This window comes from Bradyrhizobium sp. SYSU BS000235 (genome assembly GCF_049747295.1).
GTDB lineage: Bacteria > Pseudomonadota > Alphaproteobacteria > Rhizobiales > Xanthobacteraceae > Afipia.
Window position 1 is genome coordinate 4,158,456 of the sequence record NZ_JBMHJM010000001.1, and the last position, 19,729, is coordinate 4,178,184.

The following is a 19,729-nucleotide window of genomic DNA, read 5'->3' on the forward strand; positions in this document are numbered from 1 at the left end:
AAGTGGAGCGGCGCCGAGGCGCTTGAAAGCTCAATGCGAAGGACGGAAGCGCATTATCTGTTCGAGAATCCAGCCTGACGCCTCTTGGCTGTGGCTGTCCGAGATGTGCTCTCGGTTTTCTCGCGCGCTTTGGTACGCTCTCGCGTGACAGCACTGCATGGCAGAAGTCGATCGACCTCATCGAGCTCCTTGGCGTGGTGGGCTCCCCATTCGATGAGGGAATCCAACACGGGCCTCAGGCTTTCGCCGAGCGGGGTGAGCAGATATTCGATCCCCTGAGAATCCACGGCGCTGGGTTGCCGGCTCACCACGCCGTGTTCTTCAAGCGCGCGGAGTTGCTCGATCAAGACCTTCTGCGAGATGCCGACAATGCGGTTTTCCAGATCGCAGGTGCGTTGCGGGCCATCCATCAGCGCATAAAGAATGACAGCCTTCCACCGTCCGGAGAGGACCTTGAGTGCGCGCTCGACCGGCAAGCCCGGCAATCTCTTGATGATTTTCATCTGTCGACCACTGACCAAACGGTGTGTAGAGGCGGGCGCCTGCCGAAACTACGTAAGCCTTCGATCAAACCCGACCGGAGGAAGATCTATGGCCAACCTGTTCGAATCTCAACTGCTTGGCGGCACAGTTCCGTTGAAGAACCGCATTGTCATGCCGCCCATGACCCGTACGCGAACGTCCGAGGGCGAGCTTCCGACCGATGGTGACATCCCGAACGGGATGATGGCCACCTATTACGGCCAGCGGGCTGGTGCGGGCCTGATCATTTCCGAGGTCAACGACGTGGATCAGTCCAGCCACGGTTACGCGAGGATCCCCGGAATTCACTCGGAAGCTCAAATGCGAGGCTGGCGCCTGGTAACCGATGAGGTTCACCGGCGTGGCGGCACGATGTTCATGCAGTTGTGGCACGTCGGCAGGCTGGCCCATTCCTCGATCCTGCCGCACGGCCAAGCCCCGGTGGGCGTGACCGCGGAAAGGGCTGAGGGTTCAGAGGTATTCGCCCACGGTCCGGACGGACGATTGCGTTTTATGCCTGTGGAGACCCCGAGACCTCTCAGCACCGATGAGGTGTCGGCCATGGTTGATACCTTCGCCAAAGCCGCTGCCAATGCACGGAAGGTCGGGTTCGATGGCGTCGAACTTCATGCGGCCAACGGCTATCTGATCGAGCAGTTCATGAACTCGGTGCTCAATACCCGCACCGACCGCTACGGCGGCAGCATGGACAATCGCACGCGTTTCCTGATGGACATCGTCGATGCGGTGGTGGCTGAATTCGGCCCGGGGCGTGTGGGTGTTCGTCTGTCTCCCTTCGGCAAGTACGGCTCCATGCCGGCGGACCCTCTTGTCGAGGACACGTTTCTGTATGTTGTCGAGCAACTCGGGCGCCGCGGCGTGGCCTACATCCATCTGCTCTACGAGCTGTTGCCTGAAGGAAACATGGAGACGGGCGTGTTCAAGCCTCGGTATCTCGACCACGCGCTGCTTGCCAAGGCCCGGGCGTTGTTTCCAGGCGCCTTCATCTGGTGTGGCGGCTTCAATGATCGCGCCCGCGCCCAGGACGCGCTCGACACCGGGTTGGTGGACCTGATCGCCTTCGGCAGGCCGTATATCGCAAACCCGGACCTCGTTGAGCGTCTCAAGAACGGCTGGCCGTTGGCCGTCGCGGACCGATCAGCTTATTACACCCGCAATGGCGAGGTGGGTTACACGGACTTTCCCACCTATCGATCGGTGACGCTGGACGCGGCGGCCAGCTGACCACGGCGGATCGATCAGGCGCTCGTTCCGGGCCGCATCATGCGCCGTGTCGCGTTCAGGCAAGAAGGCGGTTTCGCAAGCGCTCTTACGCGTGATCGCCATTCTCGCGATGCAAATTCGGAAACAGGTACACCAGCGGAAGCGCGAGCGGCGCGATGATGACTGCAATCCAGGCCCAGACCTTGAAGCTGCGGCCGCGGCGTTCGGCAATACGCCCGGCGAGATACACCGAATAGAAACACCCGATCGTCAGCACCGCCCAGAAGATGGTTTCCATCGTGCAAGCTCCGATGACTATCCGCACCAAAGCATAGGATAAAGCTGGTCGCGCGGAGGGAGATCGTCAAGGCCTGAGCCGGCCAACCGAGCGGGCTTGAACGCTCTGCCGTGACCATCACCGGACATGACGCAGACCGGCCGAGATCGATGCGAATGACCCCGCCTGGGATCGTCGTTGCTCGACGGCCGCCCACTATTGTGATGAGTGGTGTCGGCTGTTTGGATTGGGGAAAGTCAATGCAGGACCTTGCCGGAAAGACCGCATTCGTCACAGGCGGCGCAAGCGGCATTGGCTTGGCGCTCGGTCAAGCCTTGGCGGAGGCGGGCATCAATGTGATGCTGGCCGATATCGAGCAGGGCGCTTTGACGGCGGCTGTCGAACGCCTTCGCGGTTTCGGCGGGAAAGTGCGCGGGGTTCTTTGCGACGTGACCGATCCGGACAGCGTGGAGCAAGCCGCGAACGAAACGTGCGAGATATTCGGAAAAGTCCATATCCTCTGTAACAACGCGGGCGTCGCCGGGGGCAGCGGCATCGAGGACATTTCGCTCGATACCTGGCGGTGGGTGATCGATGTCAATCTGATGGGCGTCGTCCACGGTGTTCGCAGCTTCTTGCCGCGGATACGTGCCCATGGTGAAGGTGGTCATATCGTCAACACGGCCTCAATGGCCGGCCTGGAAAGCGGGCTGGGATTCAGCCCTTACGCGACCAGTAAATTTGCGGTCGTTGCGATGTCGGAAGGTCTGGCGCTTCAGCTTCATCCGCTTGGAATTGGCGTGACCGTGCTTTGTCCGGGCTTTGTGCGCACGCAGATCGGTGGAAGCGCGTGCAACAGACCTGAGCGGTATGGGCCGGCGCCGGTGCTGGATCCGGCAAGCCCTGCGGGACAACTGGCTGCCGAGAGTGCACGGCTGCAACAGGCCGGCATCGACCCAGCCGATGTCGCCAAGCGCACTCTGAGCGCCATCAGAAACGACGAGCTCTACGTCTTCACGCATCCTGAAATGCATGACGATGTGAAGAAGCGGTTTGCCGCCATTGAAGCCGCTATGGATGAGGCGGCGACGCGCTAGAGGCTTTCCTGCGGGTTGCGATACCCCCAGGCGGGCTCATCCTTTGGCATTAAGGACGAAACTGGAATTCCTTAATTGTGATCGACGATGGACTGGCAAACCGGCCCGCTTGGTGTTGAGTGGTGATGTTTTGATAGAGTTGATTGCTCGCATACGGCCCGGGCATCAGGGAGAAAGTCATTGCTGTCCAACCCCACAATCTACCAGGTCTCGATCTGGCTTCTCCCGGTTCTCATCGCGATTACATTTCACGAGGCCGCTCACGGGTATGTTGCGCGTCAGCTTGGCGACGATACCGCATCGAAACTCGGGCGCGTTACGCTCAATCCGATCAAGCATATCGATCCGTTTGGCACCATCCTGCTGCCGGCGGTGCTGTTGTTGTCGCACTCGCCATTCCTGTTTGGCTACGCCAAGCCTGTACCGGTGAATTTCCGCGCGTTGAATCACCCACGACTCGATATGGTTTGGGTCGCGGCGGCTGGGCCGGCCATGAACATCCTGCTGGCCACGCTCGCCGCGTTGGCATTCCATCTTGTCGCCTATGCACCGGACGCTGCCGCACAGTGGATCGCCGACAATCTCAAGAACGCGCTGATCATCAACATCGTCCTTGCCGTCTTCAACATGATGCCGTTGCCGCCGTTGGATGGAGGCCGCATTGCTGTTGGATTGCTGCCCGATTTCCTGGCGCTGCCGCTGGCGCGGCTTGAGCCTTACGGAATGCTGATCCTGATCGGCATCTTGATCATTCTTCCCATCGTTGGGCGCGAAACGGGATTTGACCTGGACTTCATTTCCCAGATTCTGCGGGTCGCAACGAGCTTCATACTGCGATTGATCTTGCTGGTCACAGGAAACGCTTAGAGCCTCGCATCCCGATAAGTGCATCATTGAGTGTGTCATTGCGTCACGTCGTCAGTTCCCCTTGCAGCTTTCATTCATCTGTCTCGAACAATCGCTGTACGAGTTGTTCCTGAAAAAAATCCGCTCTCTGCAAATTCATATCGCGATGTTCCGGCAACGATCTCGCGCGCGTGATGTTGACCCACGAAGAGGGAAAGGAGTCACATATGCGAAAGTTAGCAATCACAGCTGCAGCAGTTGCGGCACTTGCGACAGCGGTTTCGGCAACCTCTCCAGCGGAAGCGCGCGGCGGACGCGGCGCAGCTGGCGCTGCAATCGGTTTAGGTTTAGCTGCGGGCGCCTTGGGCGCGGCAGCGGCTGCTAACTCAGGGTACTACGGACCGGGTTACGGCTATTACGGCGGTGGACCATACTATCGTGGTTCATATGCCTATTACGGCGGTCCTGCTTACTATGGCGGCGGACCTCGCTACTATCGCCATCGTTACTATCGCCACCACTACCGTCACCATCACTGGTAAGTAGGGCGGTGAGGAAGAAGCCCGGAGCAATCCGGGCTTTTTCTCGTGCTGCGGATCAGCGAGGGATGGGCCTGTCGGAATGTTATCGCGGCATCGAACCAAGGAATTCGCTTCCTGCGACACGCATCAAGCAAGTGCAGGAAAGCCACATCGACGCGAAATGAATCTTGGGGTCTGGCGGTCGAGGGGGAAAGACTGCCATAAAGAGGTGGGGGAGAGGTTCTCGATCGGATCTCTCTAGAGGGCGGGGGAAAAAGTCGTCTCGGCATTCGGGACGACTTTGACCCGTTTCCGGCTATGCCGTTGGGCGCCGGAACGTGCATGATCGTCCGCATCGCCAAGCAAGCCGGTAACTGCCCAAACCGCTGATTTCCTTATATTCTATTTTCCGGCACTTTATTTATGTGCCACCATGGCGGTGTATTTATCGTCCGATGATTTCGCAAATTTTAGGGTCTCATTTCACGAATGACCTCAGCCATTTCCGACTTAGCTTCGGCCAACAGCAGCAACGCTGAATTACAGCGTCAGCTCACTGAGCGTACCGCGGAGCGCGATGGGCTTTTGAAGCAGAACGCGCTGCTCCTCAGCGAGATGAAGGAGGCGCTCGAGCGGCAAACCGCGACAGCGGATATTCTGAAAGTCATCGCCAGTTCGCCCGACGATATGCAGCCGGTGTTCGAGGCCATCGCGCAGCGCGGCAATCGCATGGTCGGCGGCATGTCGACCGCCGTCTTTGCTCACATCGACGACACGGTCTATCTCAGGGCGTTCTCGCCGGTCAGTCCGGCTGCCGACGCCGCGCTGAAGTCGATGTTCCCGATGAAGCTGGAGCAACTGGCCTTTCGCGAGATATTGAGCCGGGGCCAGATTCACAGCATTCCCGATACCGATCTCGATCCGATGTTGCGGGATCTGGGGCGCGCGCGCGGCTTCCGCAGCATCTTGTTTTTGCCGCTGATCAGCGATCAGATGCATATCGGCTCGATTACGATCACCCGCGCGGAGCCCGGCGTGTTCACCGACCATCATGTGCAGATCATGCACGCTTTCGCGGACCAGGCGGCCATCGCAATTTCAAATGCCCGCCTGCTTCAACAGGTTCAGGAACGCACGAGAGAGCTGTCCGAGTCACTCAATGAATTGCGCGCCGCGCAGGACCGTCTGGTGCAGACCGAGAAGCTTGCTTCGCTCGGCCAGTTGACTGCCGGCATTGCGCACGAAATCAAGAACCCGCTCAATTTCGTCAACAATTTCTCGTCGTTATCTCGTGAGCTGGTCGACGAGTTGAATGAAACCATCGAACCGCTCGAGATTGAAGAAAAGACGCGCCGGCAAATCGCCGAGGTGACGGCGATGTTGAAGGGCAACCTCGAAAAGATCGTCCAGCACGGGAGGCGCGCCGATTCCATCGTCAAGAACATGCTGCTTCACTCACGCACCGGTCCAGGCGAGCAACGGCCCGTCGACATCAATGCGGTGATCGAGGAAAGCCTGACTCTTGCTTACCATGGTGCGCGGGCCGAGAAGCCCGGGTTCAACATCACACTCCAGCGCGATCTCGATCCGAATGCAGGGCTGATCAATCTTTATCCGCAGGAGATCACGCGCGTATTCCTCAACCTGATCTCGAATGGCTTCTACGCGGCCAATCAGCGAAAGGGCATGGATCCCGCGGCGGACTTCGAGCCGACTATGAGCGTCGCAACGAAAGGCAAGGGCGACAATGTCGAAATCCGCATTCGCGACAATGGCACCGGCATTGCGGACGACGTGAAAGAAAAGATCTTCGATCCGTTCTTTACCACCAAGCCTGCGGGTGAGGGCACCGGTCTCGGGCTGTCCATGAGTCACGATATCATCGTGAAGCAGCATGGCGGCAGCATCGGTGTCGTGACGCAGCCCGGCGAATTCACCGAGTTTCTCATTGTGCTGCCACGGACACGTATTGGCCTAGAGCAAGCGGGGGGTACGTCGTGAGTGTTCTCATCCTCGTTGTTGACGATGAAGCAGATGTTGAAGATCTCTTTCGGCAGCGCTTCCGCCGCGATCTGCGGGCCGAACGTTTTCAAATGGAGTTTGCTTGCTCCGCCGCTGATGCGCTGGCGCGCGTTGCGGAGGCGTCTGCACGGTCTTTGATCCTCATCTTGTCCGACATCAATATGCCCGGCATGACCGGCCTCGATATGCTGCCTCAGGTGAAGAAAATCAGGCCCGACGTTCCGGTGATCATGATCACCGCCTATGGGGACGATCGTACCAGACAACAGGCCATCGAGAGGGGGGCGATGCAATTACTCACCAAGCCTGTCGATTTCGACGTTCTTCGCCGGGCGATCGATACCAGGATAGAGCAAGTCGCATGACGTCCACGATTCTGGTCGTGGACGACGAGCCCGACCTCGAGACACTGGTTCTACAGAAATTCCGCAAGCAGGTCGGCGAGGGCGGGATCAAGTTTCTCTTTGCGCGCGACGGCGTCGAGGCGCTTCATTCCATCCAGAGCAATCCGGATGTCGATATCGTCATGTCCGACATCAACATGCCCCGCATGGACGGGCTGGCGCTGCTTCAGAAATTGCAGGAAATGGATGACAAGAAATCGACCATCATCATTTCCGCCTACGGCGATATGGGCAACATCCGCGCTGCGATGAACTGCGGCGCGTTCGATTTTCTGACGAAGCCGATCGATTTTGCAGACCTCGAACATACCATCAGCAAGACGTTGCGGCATGTCGAGGGAATCCGGCAGGCGAGGCGGGAACAGGTCGAGGCCGAGCGGGCCTATGCCGCGCTATCGCGCTTCTTTTCACCGCAGCTCGTCAGCAGGCTTGTCGCGAGAGACAAAGGCGCTGAGGTCACGATTCATTGGCGCGATGTCACCGCGATGTTCACGGATATATCCGGGTTTACCTCCCTGGTGGACACGACGTCGCCTGAAGTATTAGGCATTCTGATCAATGAGTATGTGAGCGGGATGACCGAGGTTGTCTTCGCTTATGAAGGCACCGTCGCCAAGGTGATCGGGGACGCGATCCATGTCCTGTTCAATGCCCCTGGCGACCAGCCTGATCATGCCGCGAGGGGAATCGCGTGCGCGCACGCGCTCGACAATTGGGCGCAGAACTTTCGCGAGCGCTGGAGAGCGAAAAGCGTCGCGTTCGGGGCAACGCGGATCGGGCTACACGCAGGGCCGGCGCTTGTTGGAAATTTTGGCGGTGAGCGTCTTTTCGATTACGCAGCCTATGGCGACACCATCAATACGGCCGCGCGGCTCGAAGCTGCAAACAAGGTGCTGGGGACCCGCATCTGCGTGAGTGAAGCCGTAGCGGGCAGCTATCCGGAGTTTATCGGACGGCCGATCGGCGACCTGGTGTTGCGTGGACGGAGTGAAACGTTGCGGGCTTACGAGCCATTGACCAGGGAAAGCTTCGATAGTCCTTTGACCGCGCGCTATTCGGAGGCATTCGCCAAGCTCAGCACGGAAGATCCTTCCGTGATGCCGGCCTTCGCAGCCCTGTTTGGCGAGCACCCGGGCGATGCGCTCGCTGGCTTCCATCTGCGCAGGCTCTTGAATGGCGAAAAGGGCACGCGCATTAACGTTGCGTGACGTCGCTGCTCAGTCGTCTTTCGAGAGATCTGAGGGCTTAGTGGGAACCTCAAAGGTGCCGCCTTCTCCGTGCACAAGGTCTCGATCCTCATCTCCGGTTTCCGGAGCGCCCACGATCCGGGTTCGGTCGGCCTTGCGGCTCTTATCCTTTCGAGGAAACGCTTCGTGCAGGTCCTTTGATGTCTGCATTTCAATATCTCCAATGCAGGCATCGTCAGCAGGCCGGAAAGCCTGCTAACGGGAATAACGCCTCACTAAAGCCATTCATGGGGCTTTCTCGGGCTTCAGTCGTCGTGATCGATGATCACCTTGCGATCCGGTTCGGGCTCCCGGTGTTTCTTGATGATGACTGTCTTGTCCCTCGGCTCGCGTTCCTTGATGACCGTCGTTCGATCATGCTCATGATAGCGATCCGGCGCAGCACCGACGGTGACGCCTGCACCATGCGGCCCTACACCGACCCCCACGCCGACTTCGTCCGCGCTGGCCGGAACCACGGCGAGAAGGCTGGCTGCGGCCGCTGTAAGAACAAGAATATTTTTCATCGCATGTCTCCCTCAATCGCGTATGCGATGATTAACCGCACACCACCGGCGGACGTTCCGAGCAAAGATCAGTGGCGGGGATGGAACGAATCTCTGTTCCGGTGTGCAGCCTCAATGTCGACGAGGATGCTGGGAGAGAGAACTCTTCAGATAAGGCGCGGCCTGTTTTCTATTTCGACAAGCCGGCGGCAAATACTGCAGCGGGCGCGAACACCGCCACGGGCTGGTCGAAGCCCTTAAAGGTTCGCGAATCCAGTTCGATCAAAGGCACGCGCGTCGCAACGGCGGCAGCTGCAACGCGATCAATCAGGATTTCGGAATCCGCAGCACTTCCACACAAGCGCGATGCGAGGTTCACAACGTTGCCGATCGCACTGTAATCGAGGCGGCTTTCGGATCCGATCCGCCCGACAGTGGCGGGGCCCATGGCCAGTCCCACGCCAAAGCCGAGCCGGTGGTTCAGCTCGCGCCAGCTCTCGAGAAGTTTCTGCACGCTCGCTTGCATGTCGTGCGCCATAGCCACGGCCCGCAACGCCGGGTCTGTGCAGGAGACTGGTGCGTTGACCAGCACCATCGCGCCATCACCTGTGAAGTTGACAAGCGTTGCTTCGTGCGCGCTGACGACCTTTTCAATCGCATCGTAGTATTCCTGCAAGACGCTCATGATGATGTCGGGTTCGGCTTGCGCGGAGAAGGCCGTGAAGCCGCGCAAGTCGCAAAACACCACGACCACTTCAACGCGTCGTCCATCGAGAACGCTATCGTCACCTGTGCGATCGATCAGTTCCGCCACTTGCGGCGCGAGAAATCGCTTGAGCCGGTCGATGCGTTCCGAGCGCTCCTGCGAAACCGCCAGCTCGCCGGCCATCTCATTGAAGCGCGTGGCGAGCCGCTCGAATTCGTCGTTGGTTTTGAGATTGATCCGATGCTCGAAGTGTCCCGCGCCAATTTTTGTCACACCTTCTTCCAGCAGGCGTATCGGTTCGATCATGCGTTTGGTCAGCCAGTAGGCGAGCCCCGCGGCGAGCGCCGTACCGGCCACGAGCAATGACGCCGTACGCAAAAGGGCCGCATAGATCGGAGCGAATGCTTCGCTCAGCGGTTGCTTGATGATGACACTCCAATCGACGCCGGGGACTTGCGTCATCGCCGCCAGCACTCTGTTGCCTCGAACGTCGTGCCCCACCGCCGCCTGATCCGGCCGGGCAAGAATGGCTGTCCGCACGCTCTGGAGCGGGCGTTGCACGGCCTCATCCGCCCGCAAGACCAGGCTGATATCCGGATGCGCCACGAGGCGGCCCGGCCGGTCGAGCACGAACGCGTCTCCGGTTTTTCCGATCCGGATTCCCGAGATCACATCCCAAATGAACTTGAGATTCACTTCCGCGACGGCCACGCCATTCGCGGCGCGGTTTCCAGCGACTGCGATGGTCATGAACGGCTCCGAGCCGCCATGATAGGTCACAGGCCCAAACCACACCCGATCGGCACGGGCTCCGAGCACAGCGGGTTTGGCGGCATGGTCGTCAAAGCTCTCAATTCTGTTCAAGCCGATGCGGGACACGAACAGGCGTTCGCGTCCACCGGCATCGACCAAGGTGAGGCTCTCGATGGCGGGGACTTGCCGCAGCAGGCGCAAGGCGTCGAGCCTGTGCCTGTCGCCGGTATCTTCCGTCCATGGCAGCAAGACGGTCCAGGCGAGCTGGTCCTGAATGCCTTCGATGAAATCATGGATCTTCACGGCCGCGTATCGGGCTTCCGCATTCAAGAGATCGTTCAACCGCGCGCGCTGATCGTGATAGCCGAACCACGCTTCGCTTCCGCCTGCGATGAGCAGCGGCACGACGACCGCGGCAAAGAGGGCGTAGAAATACTTCTTGAAGAGTGAGGTGCGTTGGACGGCGAGCGGATTGGACATCGCGTTAGCTCGCAAGTTAGCCTGGAAGGCGGCTCATCGGTCCAGTGCCACGAATTTGAAGTTCTTCCGGATGAAGCCGCAAAGACTGCGCGAACTTCGGAATCGGAACACTCATCATTCGATCACCGCATCGGCACTGCTCAAGACCCAAGGTGGAAACGATATGCCGAGGCCATGGGCAGCTTTCAGATTGATGAAAAGTTCAACTTTGGTGACACGCTGCACCGGAAGATCCGACGGCTTTTCGCCCTTGAGGATACGGCCAGCGTAGATCCCGGCATGACGGTGGGACTGATGGAAGTCACCGCCGTAACTCATCAGGCCTCCCGCTTTGGGAAAATCGCGGGATTGCGTCATCGCGGCGACCGCGTAGCGGACGGCGAAGGCGGCCAACTGCTGGCTGCGAAAAGCGAAGTAGGGGTCCGAGCTGAAGACGAGTCCGCCCGCCCGCATGTCGCGCGCAGCGATGAACATGGCTTCAAACTCCTGCTCATCGTTGGCTTTCAGGACAGCAAGCTCCAGTCCCAGGCTCGTGGCTGCTGTCTCGAGGTTTTTCAGCTGCGAGTTTGAGGTCGGGCTTGTCGGGTTGAGCGCGAAGGCGAAGATCTTGCTGTCTGCGCGCACCTCATGCAGGAACTCGAGGCGTTTGCGCGACACTTCGACACTCAGGCTCGACACGCCTGTGAGATTGCCGCCCGGCCGGGACAGGCTATCCACCACGCCAAGCGCGATGGGATCGCCACCCATTTCGAAGACCACCGGAATCGTCGACGTCGCCGATTTTGCCGCAAGCGCAACTTCAGCTCCGCCCGCACCGACGATCACATTCACCGAACGGCTTGCGAGCTCCTTGGCGAGAGCGGGCAGGCGGTTGTAGTGCCCATCGGCCCATTGATAGTCGATCGTGACATTTCGCCCTTCAATGTAACCGGTTTCGGCGAGACCTTCGCGGAATGCCTTGAGGCGACTGCTGAAGCGGTCCGGGTTTTCAGGGCCTAGATATCCCAGGACCGGCATCGCTTGAGCGAAGGTTGGACCCATCCATGCCAGCGCACCGGCGATGGCGATAAAATCACGCCGCCGCACTCGGTCCGGGGTTTGGGCAAGGGCGACAGGTTCGGAACGCACGGTTGTCTCTCCATCCAACCAACGTCTCTCAGTCACGCGCTCACAGGATACTCCAGCTGCCCGGCTTACGGAACTGGCTGTTCATGAGATGATTCAGCGCGGCGCGCCGGATCATGAACTGGAAATGGCGCGAGGAGACATCCGCTGGCCGAGGAGGCTTACTTGATGATCCCGATCATTCGGCGGACGAGGGTTTTAATATTGACCCTTTTCTTCTTCGGCACCTTGACCGAGAGACTTCCCTTAACGCCGTCTGGGGTCGAGAAGATCGCGAAATACGATCGCATCTTCTTGTCTTTCGAACGCATCAATCTCGTAATAACGGAATACATGGCGTGCTCGTTATTGCGCTACGAAATTTCTAAAGGATAGGGAGAGGTTGCCATGTCGAGGCGGGGTTGTCGAATCCGTCCCTTTCGGCAACGTGTTCCAGGCGTCCACTTGCTATTTGTAGGGTTAATTCTGGCGGTTTATCGCCCGACAAATTGACCGATGGAGCGGAAATACCTTCCGCAGTCAGAGGCCCGGTCTTACATTTTCTCGCATGTCATGGCCTTTGAACGCCCCGTTCAGTATCATCAGGGCATTGCTGCGACGACGGCGTTCATAATTGTTCCCGCTGCGGCTGACGAGAGGTGCGCCCTTGGTATCCCACAGCGAGCTGGAAGCCGCTCTTGAGGTCGTCCGGGCTAAGGCCGCCGGTTCGGTGGAGGGCATCTTCGGCCCGGCTTCGGTGACATGGCGGGTCGATCGCGAAGCCATCCTTTTTCTGGGCGGCGGCCGTGCCCTGCTGCTTCAACTGGCGCACCCTTGGGTGGCCGCGGCTGTCGCCCAGCACTCGCGAACATTTGCCGACCCGATTGGCCGCTTTCACCGTACCTTCGACGTCGTCTTCACAATGGTGTTCGGCTCACGCGATAACGCTCTTGCTGCGGCCAGACGCTTGTACCAGCGACACGGATCGATCGTCGGCGTCATGCCGGAAGCAGCCGGTCCCTTCGCTGCCGGTTCATCCTATCGCGCGAACGAGGTCTCGGCGCTGCGCTGGGTTCACGCGACTCTCGTCGACACCGCTCTCATGGTCCACGATCTTGTGTTGCCTCCTTTGTCAGTCGACGAGCGCGAGCAATATTGGGCTGAATCCAAGCTGTATGGGGCGTTGTTCGGTTTAAGGCCGGATGATTTGCCGGCGGACTGGGCCTCTTTCGTCACCTACAACGCGGCCATGATGCAATCGGATGTTCTCACCGTCAGCGGCGCGGCGCGGAAGGTGGCCGGACAGATTTTTTCCGGGGGACGGCCATGGCTGCGACCGCCGCGATGGTACAGGGCCATCACGGCGCAGATGTTGCCGGAGCAATTGCGCGAAGGCTTCGGCTTCACCTTCGACGACCACGACAGGAAAGCGGCGGATCGCGCGCTGAGCCGGATACGACGCATCTATCCCAAACTGCCCGAGCGCATTCGCACCGTCGGCCCCTATCAGGAGGCCCAGGCGCGGCTGCAGGGACAGCCCCACCTCGACTGGGCGACCCGATGTCTCAACAAGGCCTGGATCGGACGGCCACAACTCGGCGACACTTGGACCCAGTGAAGCGCGTGCTAATCGTTACGGCGCGCGCATCTAGCCCTGGTCGCCAACACGATCGGATCGATCGGTCGATCAGTGTTTAGGCGCAAGCGTGATGACAACGCCTGTCAGTTCGGGCTCGTGTAGTTTCAAGCTCGACTGCGTGTCATCGCTCCAGTTGGCAAGATTGACGATCTGTCCCGCTTCGGCGTCCTGGTCCGAGGCTCCCGCAGGCTCCAGGACGTTCAGGCCGGTGTTGTTCAAGAAGAACGTGTGATCCCCGAAAACGCTGTTCAGTTGGGGAACCGCAGGGTGAGTGTCGGGGATAACCTGGGCGTCAAACTGGCTGAGGGTTCGGGTGACCTGATCTGAGTTCAGTTTCATCGTTTTCCTTCCTGACTTCGGCGCAAGATAGAGACGCTAGACAAATTCCACGCGGGGCCGGCCGTTCCCCGACGCGTGCGGCAGTTAAGTGCCTTCGAATTCAGTTCAAGGCCGAAACGCCGGCAGGACTCATAAGATCGCCGAATTGACATAATTCAGCGCGTTTTCGAGCGAAGCGTCTGCGATCACGATGACCCCGAAGAGGTAGGATGATGCACAGTGCCCGCGTCATAATTTCAGCGATGCTTCTTGCTTGTTTCTCTCATCTTGCGCAGGCGCAAGATGCTGCATCACAAGCCACCGAGAGCAAGCAGCCGCCTGGCCATTCCAAGCAGAGCGGTGCATCGTCGCCCGGCGTTCTCGGTCTCTTGCCGGTCGACTCCGTCACAGAACACAGCCTCAACGTTGGCGGCCAAACCCTGCCGTACAAGGCCACGGCAGGGACGCTGAATCTCTATCAACAGGACGGCAACCGATCGGCGGCGATTTTTTACACCAGTTATGTGGTGAATAACCAAGGCGCGGACCGTCCGCTGACATTCGTCTTCAATGGCGGGCCTGGTGCGGCATCTGCTTTCCTGCACCTCGGTCTGGTTGGTCCCAAGATTCTCGATTTTGGTCCGTCGGGACATGACGGAGCGAATGCCAGATTGGTCGATAACCCGCAAAGCTGGCTCGCCTTCACTGATCTGGTGTTGATCGATCCGGTGGGGACGGGCTGGAGCCGTGCCGTTAATGCCGACAAGGCGAAGGAGTTCTATGGGGTGCGGCAGGATGCACAGGCCATCGCCAAGACCATCGCGCTCTACATCGCGAACGGCGGCCGCGTTTCCTCTCCGATCTATTTGTTCGGCGAAAGTTACGGCGGGCTGCGTGCGGCGAAGGTCGCGAGCGTGCTTCAGCAGGACCAGGGCATCGCTGTGTCAGGCATGTTGATGCTGTCGCCGCTTCTCGAAGGACCGCTCACGTTCGGCGCCAATCGCTTTGCGTTGGGCGCAGCGCTTGAGCTTCCATCGCTGGCGGCCGCAGAGATGGACCGAACGAATGCGTTTTCAAAGGACGGCATCGCAGCCGCCGAACAATTTGCGATGCGTGATTATCTGGTCACGCTCGCGGGGTCGCCTCCGAGCGGTGCGGCCGCGGATACGTTCTATGACCGCGTTGCCAAGTTGACAGGCATGCCGATCGAGACGATCCGTCAAACACGCGGCTTCATACGCGATGAGTTCGTCAAACATCTGCGGCGAGGCGATCGTGCTGTTGTCAGTCACTACGATGCCGCATTTTCCGCGCCCGATCCGTTTCCTGAATCAAGCGCAGCGAAAAACGATGATCCCATACTCGATGGCTTCGTTCGCAGCTATGGAGGAGCCTTCGTCCACTATGCCCGCGATCAGCTCGGTTTCAAGACCGAGATGACGTATATCCTCCTTGCCGATGATATCAACGGGAAGTGGGATTGGGGCCGCGGCTCTCGCTCCCAGGTGAGCGCCAGCGATGATCTCCGTCAGCTCTTATCGGTAAATCCCTCGATGCGGGTGCTGATCGCAGGAGGCTACAGCGATCTGGTGGTGCCTTATTCAGTCAACAGATACGTTGTCGATCACCTGCCGGACAACATCAAGCACCGCGTGACCTTCGACGTCTATCGCGGTGGCCACATGCTCTACACAAAGCCATCGTCGCGGACTGAATTTACGGCCGACGCAAAGGCGTTTTATGCCGGTCATGGCCGCACCGCGCAGGATGGCGGCTCGGTGCGGTAATCTGTTGGCGGTCTGTGCTTACTTTCGCGAGCCAAAATAATTTGCCCAACGGCCTCCGGAACCACCGGGGGCTTCCCGCGTCATCCAAGACGTCATCCAATAGCGAGCCAGTTCTCTTGTGTTCTCCAAGACAAGCATACTAGCATATTGCGCACGGTGCTGTCTGGCCGTGTGACCCGATCGACGTGAGAAATTCCATCATTTTCAGAGCGTTCAGTGGGGACAGGAGCGACCTTGAACATTGTTTCGACGCTTCTATTGGCCGTGGTGATCATCATCGCGCTGTTCGTGGCTTACAACGCTCTTCATTATGTGCTGTTTCTCCTGGTGACCCGGCCGAAGGATGCAAGCGAGATCGGTCACGAATTGAATCCGTTCGAGCAGGCGCAGTTGATCGAGTGGACACCAAAGCCGGACGACTTTCTCAAGCACGACGACGAGACACGGACATATGATGACGTGTTCGGCACGTATCGCGACGAGCAGGCGAACTACAGCACGTGCATTTTCCCACGGCTGGCATTCTCGCGTCCCTATGAGGCCGAATACGTTCTTTTGAATCTGAGGGACGGGATGCGGGTGTTGGACCTCGGATGTGGATCCGGTGCCGCGGCGTATTACCTCGCCAGCCGTTGCAATATCGAAATCGTGTGCGTGACCAACTCACCCGTGCAGGCGGACATCTGCCGGCGGAAATTTGCAAAACTCGGCGGGCGCGGGCAGGTGATTGTTACCGACTTCGACAGCCTGGATCTGCCGAGTGAAAGTTTCGACGCCATTTATTCACTGGAATCCATCGGCTATACCAAAGACATGGATGCGTGGCTGGAGCGCTGCTGGCGAATGCTGAAGCCGGGGGGGAGCCTTCTGATTCAGACACCCGGCGCGCTGGATCATTGCCGGCGTAAAGAGGATTACCACAGCGTCACTGTTTTCTTCGACAACTGGCGCTACAATTTTGTCGGCGCCAATGTTCTCGTCTACAAGCTGCGCCGGCTCGGCTTCGGCCCGATCCGTTATCGGCGACTGCCGTTCTGGGCCTGGGGCCTCACGTGGAATTTCCTTCAGCATCTCGTGTTGTGGAAGTATCGGCTGAAGATGCGCACATTCGTCGAACTGGAACGGATCATCTGGCGCAGTTCGAAGGTGTTCATCTTCACCAACCCGTACAGCACGGTGCTAGCCACCAAGCTGGAGACAGCATCTTGTCCGCAGCGGGTCGTTGCATCCTCAGATGCACAGTCTTCAGAAGCGCTAAGTCACGTTGCCGAGGCCGGTGACTAAAGCAACCTTCGTTGTCTCCGGGCAAGGCCGGCATCACCCGTTGCAGGTTCCGCTGGGCGCCGCTTCCCTGAACTCCGATCCGCATAAGCAGGCTGCGGTCAACCCTGTTGACGTGTCGAGTGGGGACACGACATATCCTGTACACTCGCTATCAGTCGCCGCTTAGGAGCACGCTATGAACGCGCCACCCCACATCGATCCCGTCACCCCGGCGTCCGATGGCGACCTTGTGCACTGGCTGATCCACCACACGCGCGGTGAGCGCTTCCTCGACAATATTTTCACTGAGTTGTGTGTCCGGCTTCAGCAGGAGGGCATTCCCGTCAAGCGGGCGTCGCTTCATATGCTGATCCAACACCCGCAGTGGATCGGCGCCCGGATTACCTGGGGCGACGGGATGGCTGAGGCCGAGCTTGAGAGAGTTGACCACGAGGTCACGGAGCGATCCGAATACATCGGCAGCCCCGTCAACGAAATCCGTGAGGGGGCCTCCGAGGTGCGTGAGAATCTCGAACGCGATCCCTCGCTCGGCCGCAAGCACGCCGTCTATGACGGGATGCGAGCGAAAGGGCTGACCGATTATGTGGCGTGGCCGATGTATCATTCGCTCGGCAAGCTCCATGTCGTGACCTTCGCGACCGACCGGCGTGGCGGTTTCGAAGCGGCGCATATCGGCGGTCTCTCGCGACTGTTGCCGGTTCTGGCGCTGGTCAGCGAAATTCGGGTCAAGAACCGGCTGGCGCGGACGCTGCTGGAAACCTATGTCGGGTCGCACGCCAGTGAGCTCATTTTGGCCGGCGCCACCCGGCGCGGAAGCGGGATGACGGTCAGCGCCGCGATCATGATCTGTGATCTGCGTGATTTCACCCGGATCTCCGATAACTGGCCGCGCGATGACGTCATTGATCTTCTGAACGATTATTTCGATGCCATGGCGGCGCCGATCGAGCGGCACGGCGGGGAAATCCTGAAATTCATCGGCGACGGTCTGCTCGCCATTTTCCCGCTCAGCGAGCCCTCGGCCTGTGCAAATTTGCTGCGCGCCGTGAGTGAGGCCCGTCAGGCCATGGTTGCGCTGAACGAAAAGAACAGCGAGACCGGCCGAGCGCCGCTGAATTACGGCATCGGCGTCCACGTGGGAGACGTCATGTACGGCAATATCGGGTCGCGCGAGCGGCTTGACTTCACGGTCATCGGTCCGGCGGTCAACATGGCTTCGCGTCTCGAAGGCCTCACCAAGCAGTTGGGCAAAACCGTGCTGCTATCTCGGGCGTTTGCCGACTTTGTTGGAAACGATTTCGTTCTCGAACGCGTCGGGGAATATCCGGTGCGAGGCTTCAGTGACCCGATCGAGCTGTTCGCGTATCACGGCTGAAGGTCGGGCTATCGTCAGATGCCGATGGCACCATATGCGCCGTGTTCGCGTTAACGGAGGCTGGTCTCGGCTGACTCAAGCCATCATAAGGAGCTTGAAATGACGAGTGCCTCCTCGTCTGGCAGGCGTCGCTTGCCATCTTCAGGCGGCGCCGGTCTTAAAGACGAAAAAAGTTGCCGATCCATGGGCGAGCAGCGCGCCTTTGCTGTCGAACACGCGGCCTTCGGCTGAAGCCGTGCTCTTTCCCGAGTGCAACACTGTTGCCTCGCATCGAATGGTGCCGAGCGCGCGCACAGGTTTGATAAACGCCACATTCAACGCGATCGTCGAGTAGGCATAGCCCGCGTCCAGCATGGTGTGCACCGCGCAGCCCATGGTCGTGTCCAGCAGCAATGACGCCCAGCCGCCGTGCACGATGCCGATATGATTGTTGAACTGCGAAGACGGCGTGCCTTCGAACGTGACGCGGCCGCGCTCGACCAGCACCGGATTGACATTGGTAATCTCTGCGAAGGGCGGAGGCGGCACCTTGCCGTCCAACAACCCCTGGATGATGTCCAGTCCGGGCATACGGCTTGCGAGCTCAAGCGACATCGCCACTGGCGATTGAGTTGACGCTGTCACCGGATCCTCCTTCGAGCCAATTATGATATGATAGTAATAATATAATCGATCGAAGGTGGTCAATGGCGAAACCAGCAGGCATGGCTTCAACGCCCGCCGCGCTGAGCCGACCGTTGTCCGCTGGACCTGCTTAATGTCCGGGATGAATGGCGTCGTTGAGATAGATGCAGGTGAGAATGGCAAACACGTAGGCCTGCAGGAAGGCCACCAATAATTCAAGCGCGGTCAGCCCGACCGTCATCGCCAACGGGAACACACCACCGATCCAGCCGACTGCGCCGAGCGAAGCACCGAGCATGACGACGAAGCCCGCGAATACCTTGAGCGCGACATGGCCGGCCAGCATGTTGGCGAACAGTCGAACGCTATGCGACACCGGCCGTGACAGAAAAGAAATGATCTCGATCGTGACGACGAGCGGCAGGATGTAGAACGGCATACCTTGCGGAACGAACATTTTAAAGAATTTCAGGCCGTTCTTGTAGAAGCCGTAGATCAGCACCGTGATGAACACGAGCAACGCGAATGCGGCCGTGACGATGATATGGCTCGCGACCGTGAAGGCGTAGGGAAAAATGCCGATCACGTTCGAGACCAAGATGAACATGAAGATCGAGTACACCAGTGCGAAGAACTTCATGCCATCTTCGCCAGCAGTGGAGCGGATCATGTTCGCGACGAACACATAGGTGAGTTCGGCTGCAGACTGGAAACGGCCTGGAACCAGTTGCTGGCGCTTCAAGCCTGTCACCGCGAGCAAGGAAATCACCGCGACCGTGAGCAGCATGTAGGCCGAGGAGTTGGTGAACGCGATCGTCTGCCCGCCGATCTCGCCGATCGTGAAGATGTTGTTGATGTTGAACTGGTGGATCGGATCGAGCGTCATGGCATGGCTCTTTGTTGACGGAGCCCCGTTACGCTATGTCTGCAGATTTCCAGAATAAACAAGGTCGATGAATGGAACCGCTCGGCATTGATTTAGGTCAATGCCGAGAGCCCGCACGGCCTGCCGTC

20 protein-coding genes are annotated in these 19,729 nt (G+C 59.1%); 11 read left to right on the forward strand and 9 right to left on the reverse strand.

Annotated elements, in window-relative coordinates; genetic code table 11:
* Positions 1 to 53: 53 nt before the first annotated feature.
* Positions 54 to 503: a winged helix-turn-helix transcriptional regulator gene (locus ACP0KA_RS19420; protein WP_424630364.1), complete on the reverse strand. Its 450-nt coding sequence runs from the start codon at positions 501 to 503 to the stop codon at positions 54 to 56.
* A gap of 88 nt (positions 504 to 591) precedes the next feature.
* Here ACP0KA_RS19420 and ACP0KA_RS19425 point away from each other — a divergent pair, with 88 nt between their 5' ends.
* Positions 592 to 1,767 carry an alkene reductase gene (locus tag ACP0KA_RS19425; protein ID WP_424630365.1) on the forward strand — a complete coding sequence of 392 codons (1,176 nt, stop codon included), beginning with the start codon at positions 592 to 594 and terminating at the stop codon, positions 1,765 to 1,767.
* 85 nt (positions 1,768 to 1,852) lie between these two features.
* Here the strand turns inward: ACP0KA_RS19425 and ACP0KA_RS19430 are convergent, their stop codons facing one another.
* Positions 1,853 to 2,044, reverse strand: a complete 192-nt coding sequence (locus ACP0KA_RS19430; protein WP_424630366.1) for a hypothetical protein — start codon at positions 2,042 to 2,044, stop codon at positions 1,853 to 1,855.
* A gap of 239 nt (positions 2,045 to 2,283) precedes the next feature.
* On the opposite strand from ACP0KA_RS19430, the gene ACP0KA_RS19435 reads away from it, so the two are divergent.
* From ACP0KA_RS19435 to ACP0KA_RS19460, 6 genes are all read left to right on the forward strand, one after another.
* Complete coding sequence (locus ACP0KA_RS19435) at positions 2,284 to 3,120, forward strand: SDR family NAD(P)-dependent oxidoreductase (protein WP_424630367.1); 837 nt, start codon at positions 2,284 to 2,286, stop codon at positions 3,118 to 3,120.
* Positions 3,121 to 3,303: 183 nt separating this feature from the next.
* A complete protein-coding gene (locus ACP0KA_RS19440; RefSeq protein ID WP_424631661.1) occupies positions 3,304 to 3,987 on the forward strand; it encodes a site-2 protease family protein in 684 nt (227 codons plus the stop codon).
* Positions 3,988 to 4,193: 206 nt separating this feature from the next.
* On the forward strand, positions 4,194 to 4,508 hold the full coding sequence (locus ACP0KA_RS19445) for a hypothetical protein (RefSeq protein ID WP_424630368.1): 315 nt from the start codon (positions 4,194 to 4,196) through the stop codon (positions 4,506 to 4,508).
* A 468-nt stretch (positions 4,509 to 4,976) separates the two neighbouring features.
* The gene (locus ACP0KA_RS19450) at positions 4,977 to 6,488 is read left to right on the forward strand and encodes a sensor histidine kinase (protein WP_424630369.1); all 1,512 of its coding nucleotides are present in this window, start codon (positions 4,977 to 4,979) and stop codon (positions 6,486 to 6,488) included.
* On the forward strand, positions 6,485 to 6,874 hold the full coding sequence (locus tag ACP0KA_RS19455; protein WP_424630370.1) for a response regulator: 390 nt from the start codon (positions 6,485 to 6,487) through the stop codon (positions 6,872 to 6,874). Before ACP0KA_RS19450 ends, ACP0KA_RS19455 begins: the two co-directional genes overlap by 4 nt.
* Positions 6,871 to 8,121, forward strand: coding sequence for an adenylate/guanylate cyclase domain-containing protein (locus ACP0KA_RS19460; protein WP_424630371.1), 1,251 nt, complete (start codon positions 6,871 to 6,873; stop codon positions 8,119 to 8,121). The genes ACP0KA_RS19455 and ACP0KA_RS19460 overlap by 4 nt, the downstream gene beginning before the upstream one ends.
* Positions 8,122 to 8,405: 284 nt before the next feature.
* Here the strand turns inward: ACP0KA_RS19460 and ACP0KA_RS19465 are convergent, their stop codons facing one another.
* The 4 genes from ACP0KA_RS19465 to ACP0KA_RS19480 all read right to left on the reverse strand — a co-directional run bounded on the left by ACP0KA_RS19465 (position 8,406) and on the right by ACP0KA_RS19480 (position 12,044).
* Positions 8,406 to 8,666 (reverse strand): hypothetical protein, encoded by a 261-nt coding sequence (locus ACP0KA_RS19465; RefSeq protein ID WP_424630372.1) that lies wholly within the window; start codon positions 8,664 to 8,666, stop codon positions 8,406 to 8,408.
* Positions 8,667 to 8,835: 169 nt separating this feature from the next.
* Positions 8,836 to 10,584 (reverse strand): adenylate/guanylate cyclase domain-containing protein, encoded by a 1,749-nt coding sequence (locus tag ACP0KA_RS19470; protein WP_424630373.1) that lies wholly within the window; start codon positions 10,582 to 10,584, stop codon positions 8,836 to 8,838.
* A 114-nt stretch (positions 10,585 to 10,698) separates the two neighbouring features.
* Positions 10,699 to 11,670, reverse strand: a complete 972-nt coding sequence (locus tag ACP0KA_RS19475; protein WP_424631662.1) for an ABC transporter substrate-binding protein — start codon at positions 11,668 to 11,670, stop codon at positions 10,699 to 10,701.
* A 200-nt stretch (positions 11,671 to 11,870) separates the two neighbouring features.
* Positions 11,871 to 12,044, reverse strand: a complete 174-nt coding sequence (locus tag ACP0KA_RS19480) for a hypothetical protein (RefSeq protein WP_424630374.1) — start codon at positions 12,042 to 12,044, stop codon at positions 11,871 to 11,873.
* 311 nt (positions 12,045 to 12,355) lie between these two features.
* On the opposite strand from ACP0KA_RS19480, the gene ACP0KA_RS19485 reads away from it, so the two are divergent.
* Positions 12,356 to 13,306: an oxygenase MpaB family protein gene (locus ACP0KA_RS19485; protein WP_424630375.1), complete on the forward strand. Its 951-nt coding sequence runs from the start codon at positions 12,356 to 12,358 to the stop codon at positions 13,304 to 13,306.
* Positions 13,307 to 13,375: 69 nt separating this feature from the next.
* Here the strand turns inward: ACP0KA_RS19485 and ACP0KA_RS19490 are convergent, their stop codons facing one another.
* Positions 13,376 to 13,666: a hypothetical protein gene (locus tag ACP0KA_RS19490; protein ID WP_424630376.1), complete on the reverse strand. Its 291-nt coding sequence runs from the start codon at positions 13,664 to 13,666 to the stop codon at positions 13,376 to 13,378.
* Between the two features lie 209 nt (positions 13,667 to 13,875).
* Between ACP0KA_RS19490 and ACP0KA_RS19495 the strand changes: the two genes are divergently transcribed.
* The 3 genes from ACP0KA_RS19495 to ACP0KA_RS19505 all read left to right on the forward strand — a co-directional run bounded on the left by ACP0KA_RS19495 (position 13,876) and on the right by ACP0KA_RS19505 (position 18,091).
* Positions 13,876 to 15,432 (forward strand): S10 family peptidase, encoded by a 1,557-nt coding sequence (locus ACP0KA_RS19495; RefSeq protein WP_424630377.1) that lies wholly within the window; start codon positions 13,876 to 13,878, stop codon positions 15,430 to 15,432.
* A 234-nt stretch (positions 15,433 to 15,666) separates the two neighbouring features.
* A complete protein-coding gene (locus tag ACP0KA_RS19500) occupies positions 15,667 to 16,716 on the forward strand; it encodes an SAM-dependent methyltransferase (RefSeq protein WP_424630378.1) in 1,050 nt (349 codons plus the stop codon).
* A 175-nt stretch (positions 16,717 to 16,891) separates the two neighbouring features.
* Positions 16,892 to 18,091: an adenylate/guanylate cyclase domain-containing protein gene (locus ACP0KA_RS19505; protein WP_424630379.1), complete on the forward strand. Its 1,200-nt coding sequence runs from the start codon at positions 16,892 to 16,894 to the stop codon at positions 18,089 to 18,091.
* Positions 18,092 to 18,232: 141 nt separating this feature from the next.
* Here ACP0KA_RS19505 and ACP0KA_RS19510 read toward each other — a convergent pair whose 3' ends face one another.
* Positions 18,233 to 18,715 carry a PaaI family thioesterase gene (locus ACP0KA_RS19510; protein ID WP_424630380.1) on the reverse strand — a complete coding sequence of 161 codons (483 nt, stop codon included), beginning with the start codon at positions 18,713 to 18,715 and terminating at the stop codon, positions 18,233 to 18,235.
* 130 nt (positions 18,716 to 18,845) lie between these two features.
* Entirely contained in the window at positions 18,846 to 19,601 is a 756-nt protein-coding gene (locus tag ACP0KA_RS19515; protein ID WP_424630381.1) for a F0F1 ATP synthase subunit A, read from the reverse strand.
* Positions 19,602 to 19,729: the final 128 nt, after the last annotated feature.

Bases quoted from the DNA above. Each gene is read 5' to 3' on its own strand.
- ACP0KA_RS19425 (WP_424630365.1), top strand. From the start codon at position 592: ATGGCCAACCTGTTCGAATCTCAACTGCTTGGCGGCACAGTTCCGTTG.
- ACP0KA_RS19515 (WP_424630381.1), bottom strand. From the start codon at position 19,601: ATGACGCTCGATCCGATCCACCAGTTCAACATCAACAACATCTTCACG.
- ACP0KA_RS19505 (WP_424630379.1), top strand. From the start codon at position 16,892: ATGAACGCGCCACCCCACATCGATCCCGTCACCCCGGCGTCCGATGGC.
- ACP0KA_RS19465 (WP_424630372.1), bottom strand. From the start codon at position 8,666: ATGAAAAATATTCTTGTTCTTACAGCGGCCGCAGCCAGCCTTCTCGCC.
- ACP0KA_RS19430 (WP_424630366.1), bottom strand. From the start codon at position 2,044: ATGGAAACCATCTTCTGGGCGGTGCTGACGATCGGGTGTTTCTATTCG.
- ACP0KA_RS19435 (WP_424630367.1), top strand. From the start codon at position 2,284: ATGCAGGACCTTGCCGGAAAGACCGCATTCGTCACAGGCGGCGCAAGC.
- ACP0KA_RS19445 (WP_424630368.1), top strand. From the start codon at position 4,194: ATGCGAAAGTTAGCAATCACAGCTGCAGCAGTTGCGGCACTTGCGACA.
- ACP0KA_RS19460 (WP_424630371.1), top strand. From the start codon at position 6,871: ATGACGTCCACGATTCTGGTCGTGGACGACGAGCCCGACCTCGAGACA.
- ACP0KA_RS19490 (WP_424630376.1), bottom strand. From the start codon at position 13,666: ATGAAACTGAACTCAGATCAGGTCACCCGAACCCTCAGCCAGTTTGAC.
- ACP0KA_RS19480 (WP_424630374.1), bottom strand. From the start codon at position 12,044: ATGTATTCCGTTATTACGAGATTGATGCGTTCGAAAGACAAGAAGATG.
- ACP0KA_RS19420 (WP_424630364.1), bottom strand. From the start codon at position 503: ATGAAAATCATCAAGAGATTGCCGGGCTTGCCGGTCGAGCGCGCACTC.
- ACP0KA_RS19495 (WP_424630377.1), top strand. From the start codon at position 13,876: ATGATGCACAGTGCCCGCGTCATAATTTCAGCGATGCTTCTTGCTTGT.
- ACP0KA_RS19450 (WP_424630369.1), top strand. From the start codon at position 4,977: ATGACCTCAGCCATTTCCGACTTAGCTTCGGCCAACAGCAGCAACGCT.
- ACP0KA_RS19470 (WP_424630373.1), bottom strand. From the start codon at position 10,584: ATGTCCAATCCGCTCGCCGTCCAACGCACCTCACTCTTCAAGAAGTAT.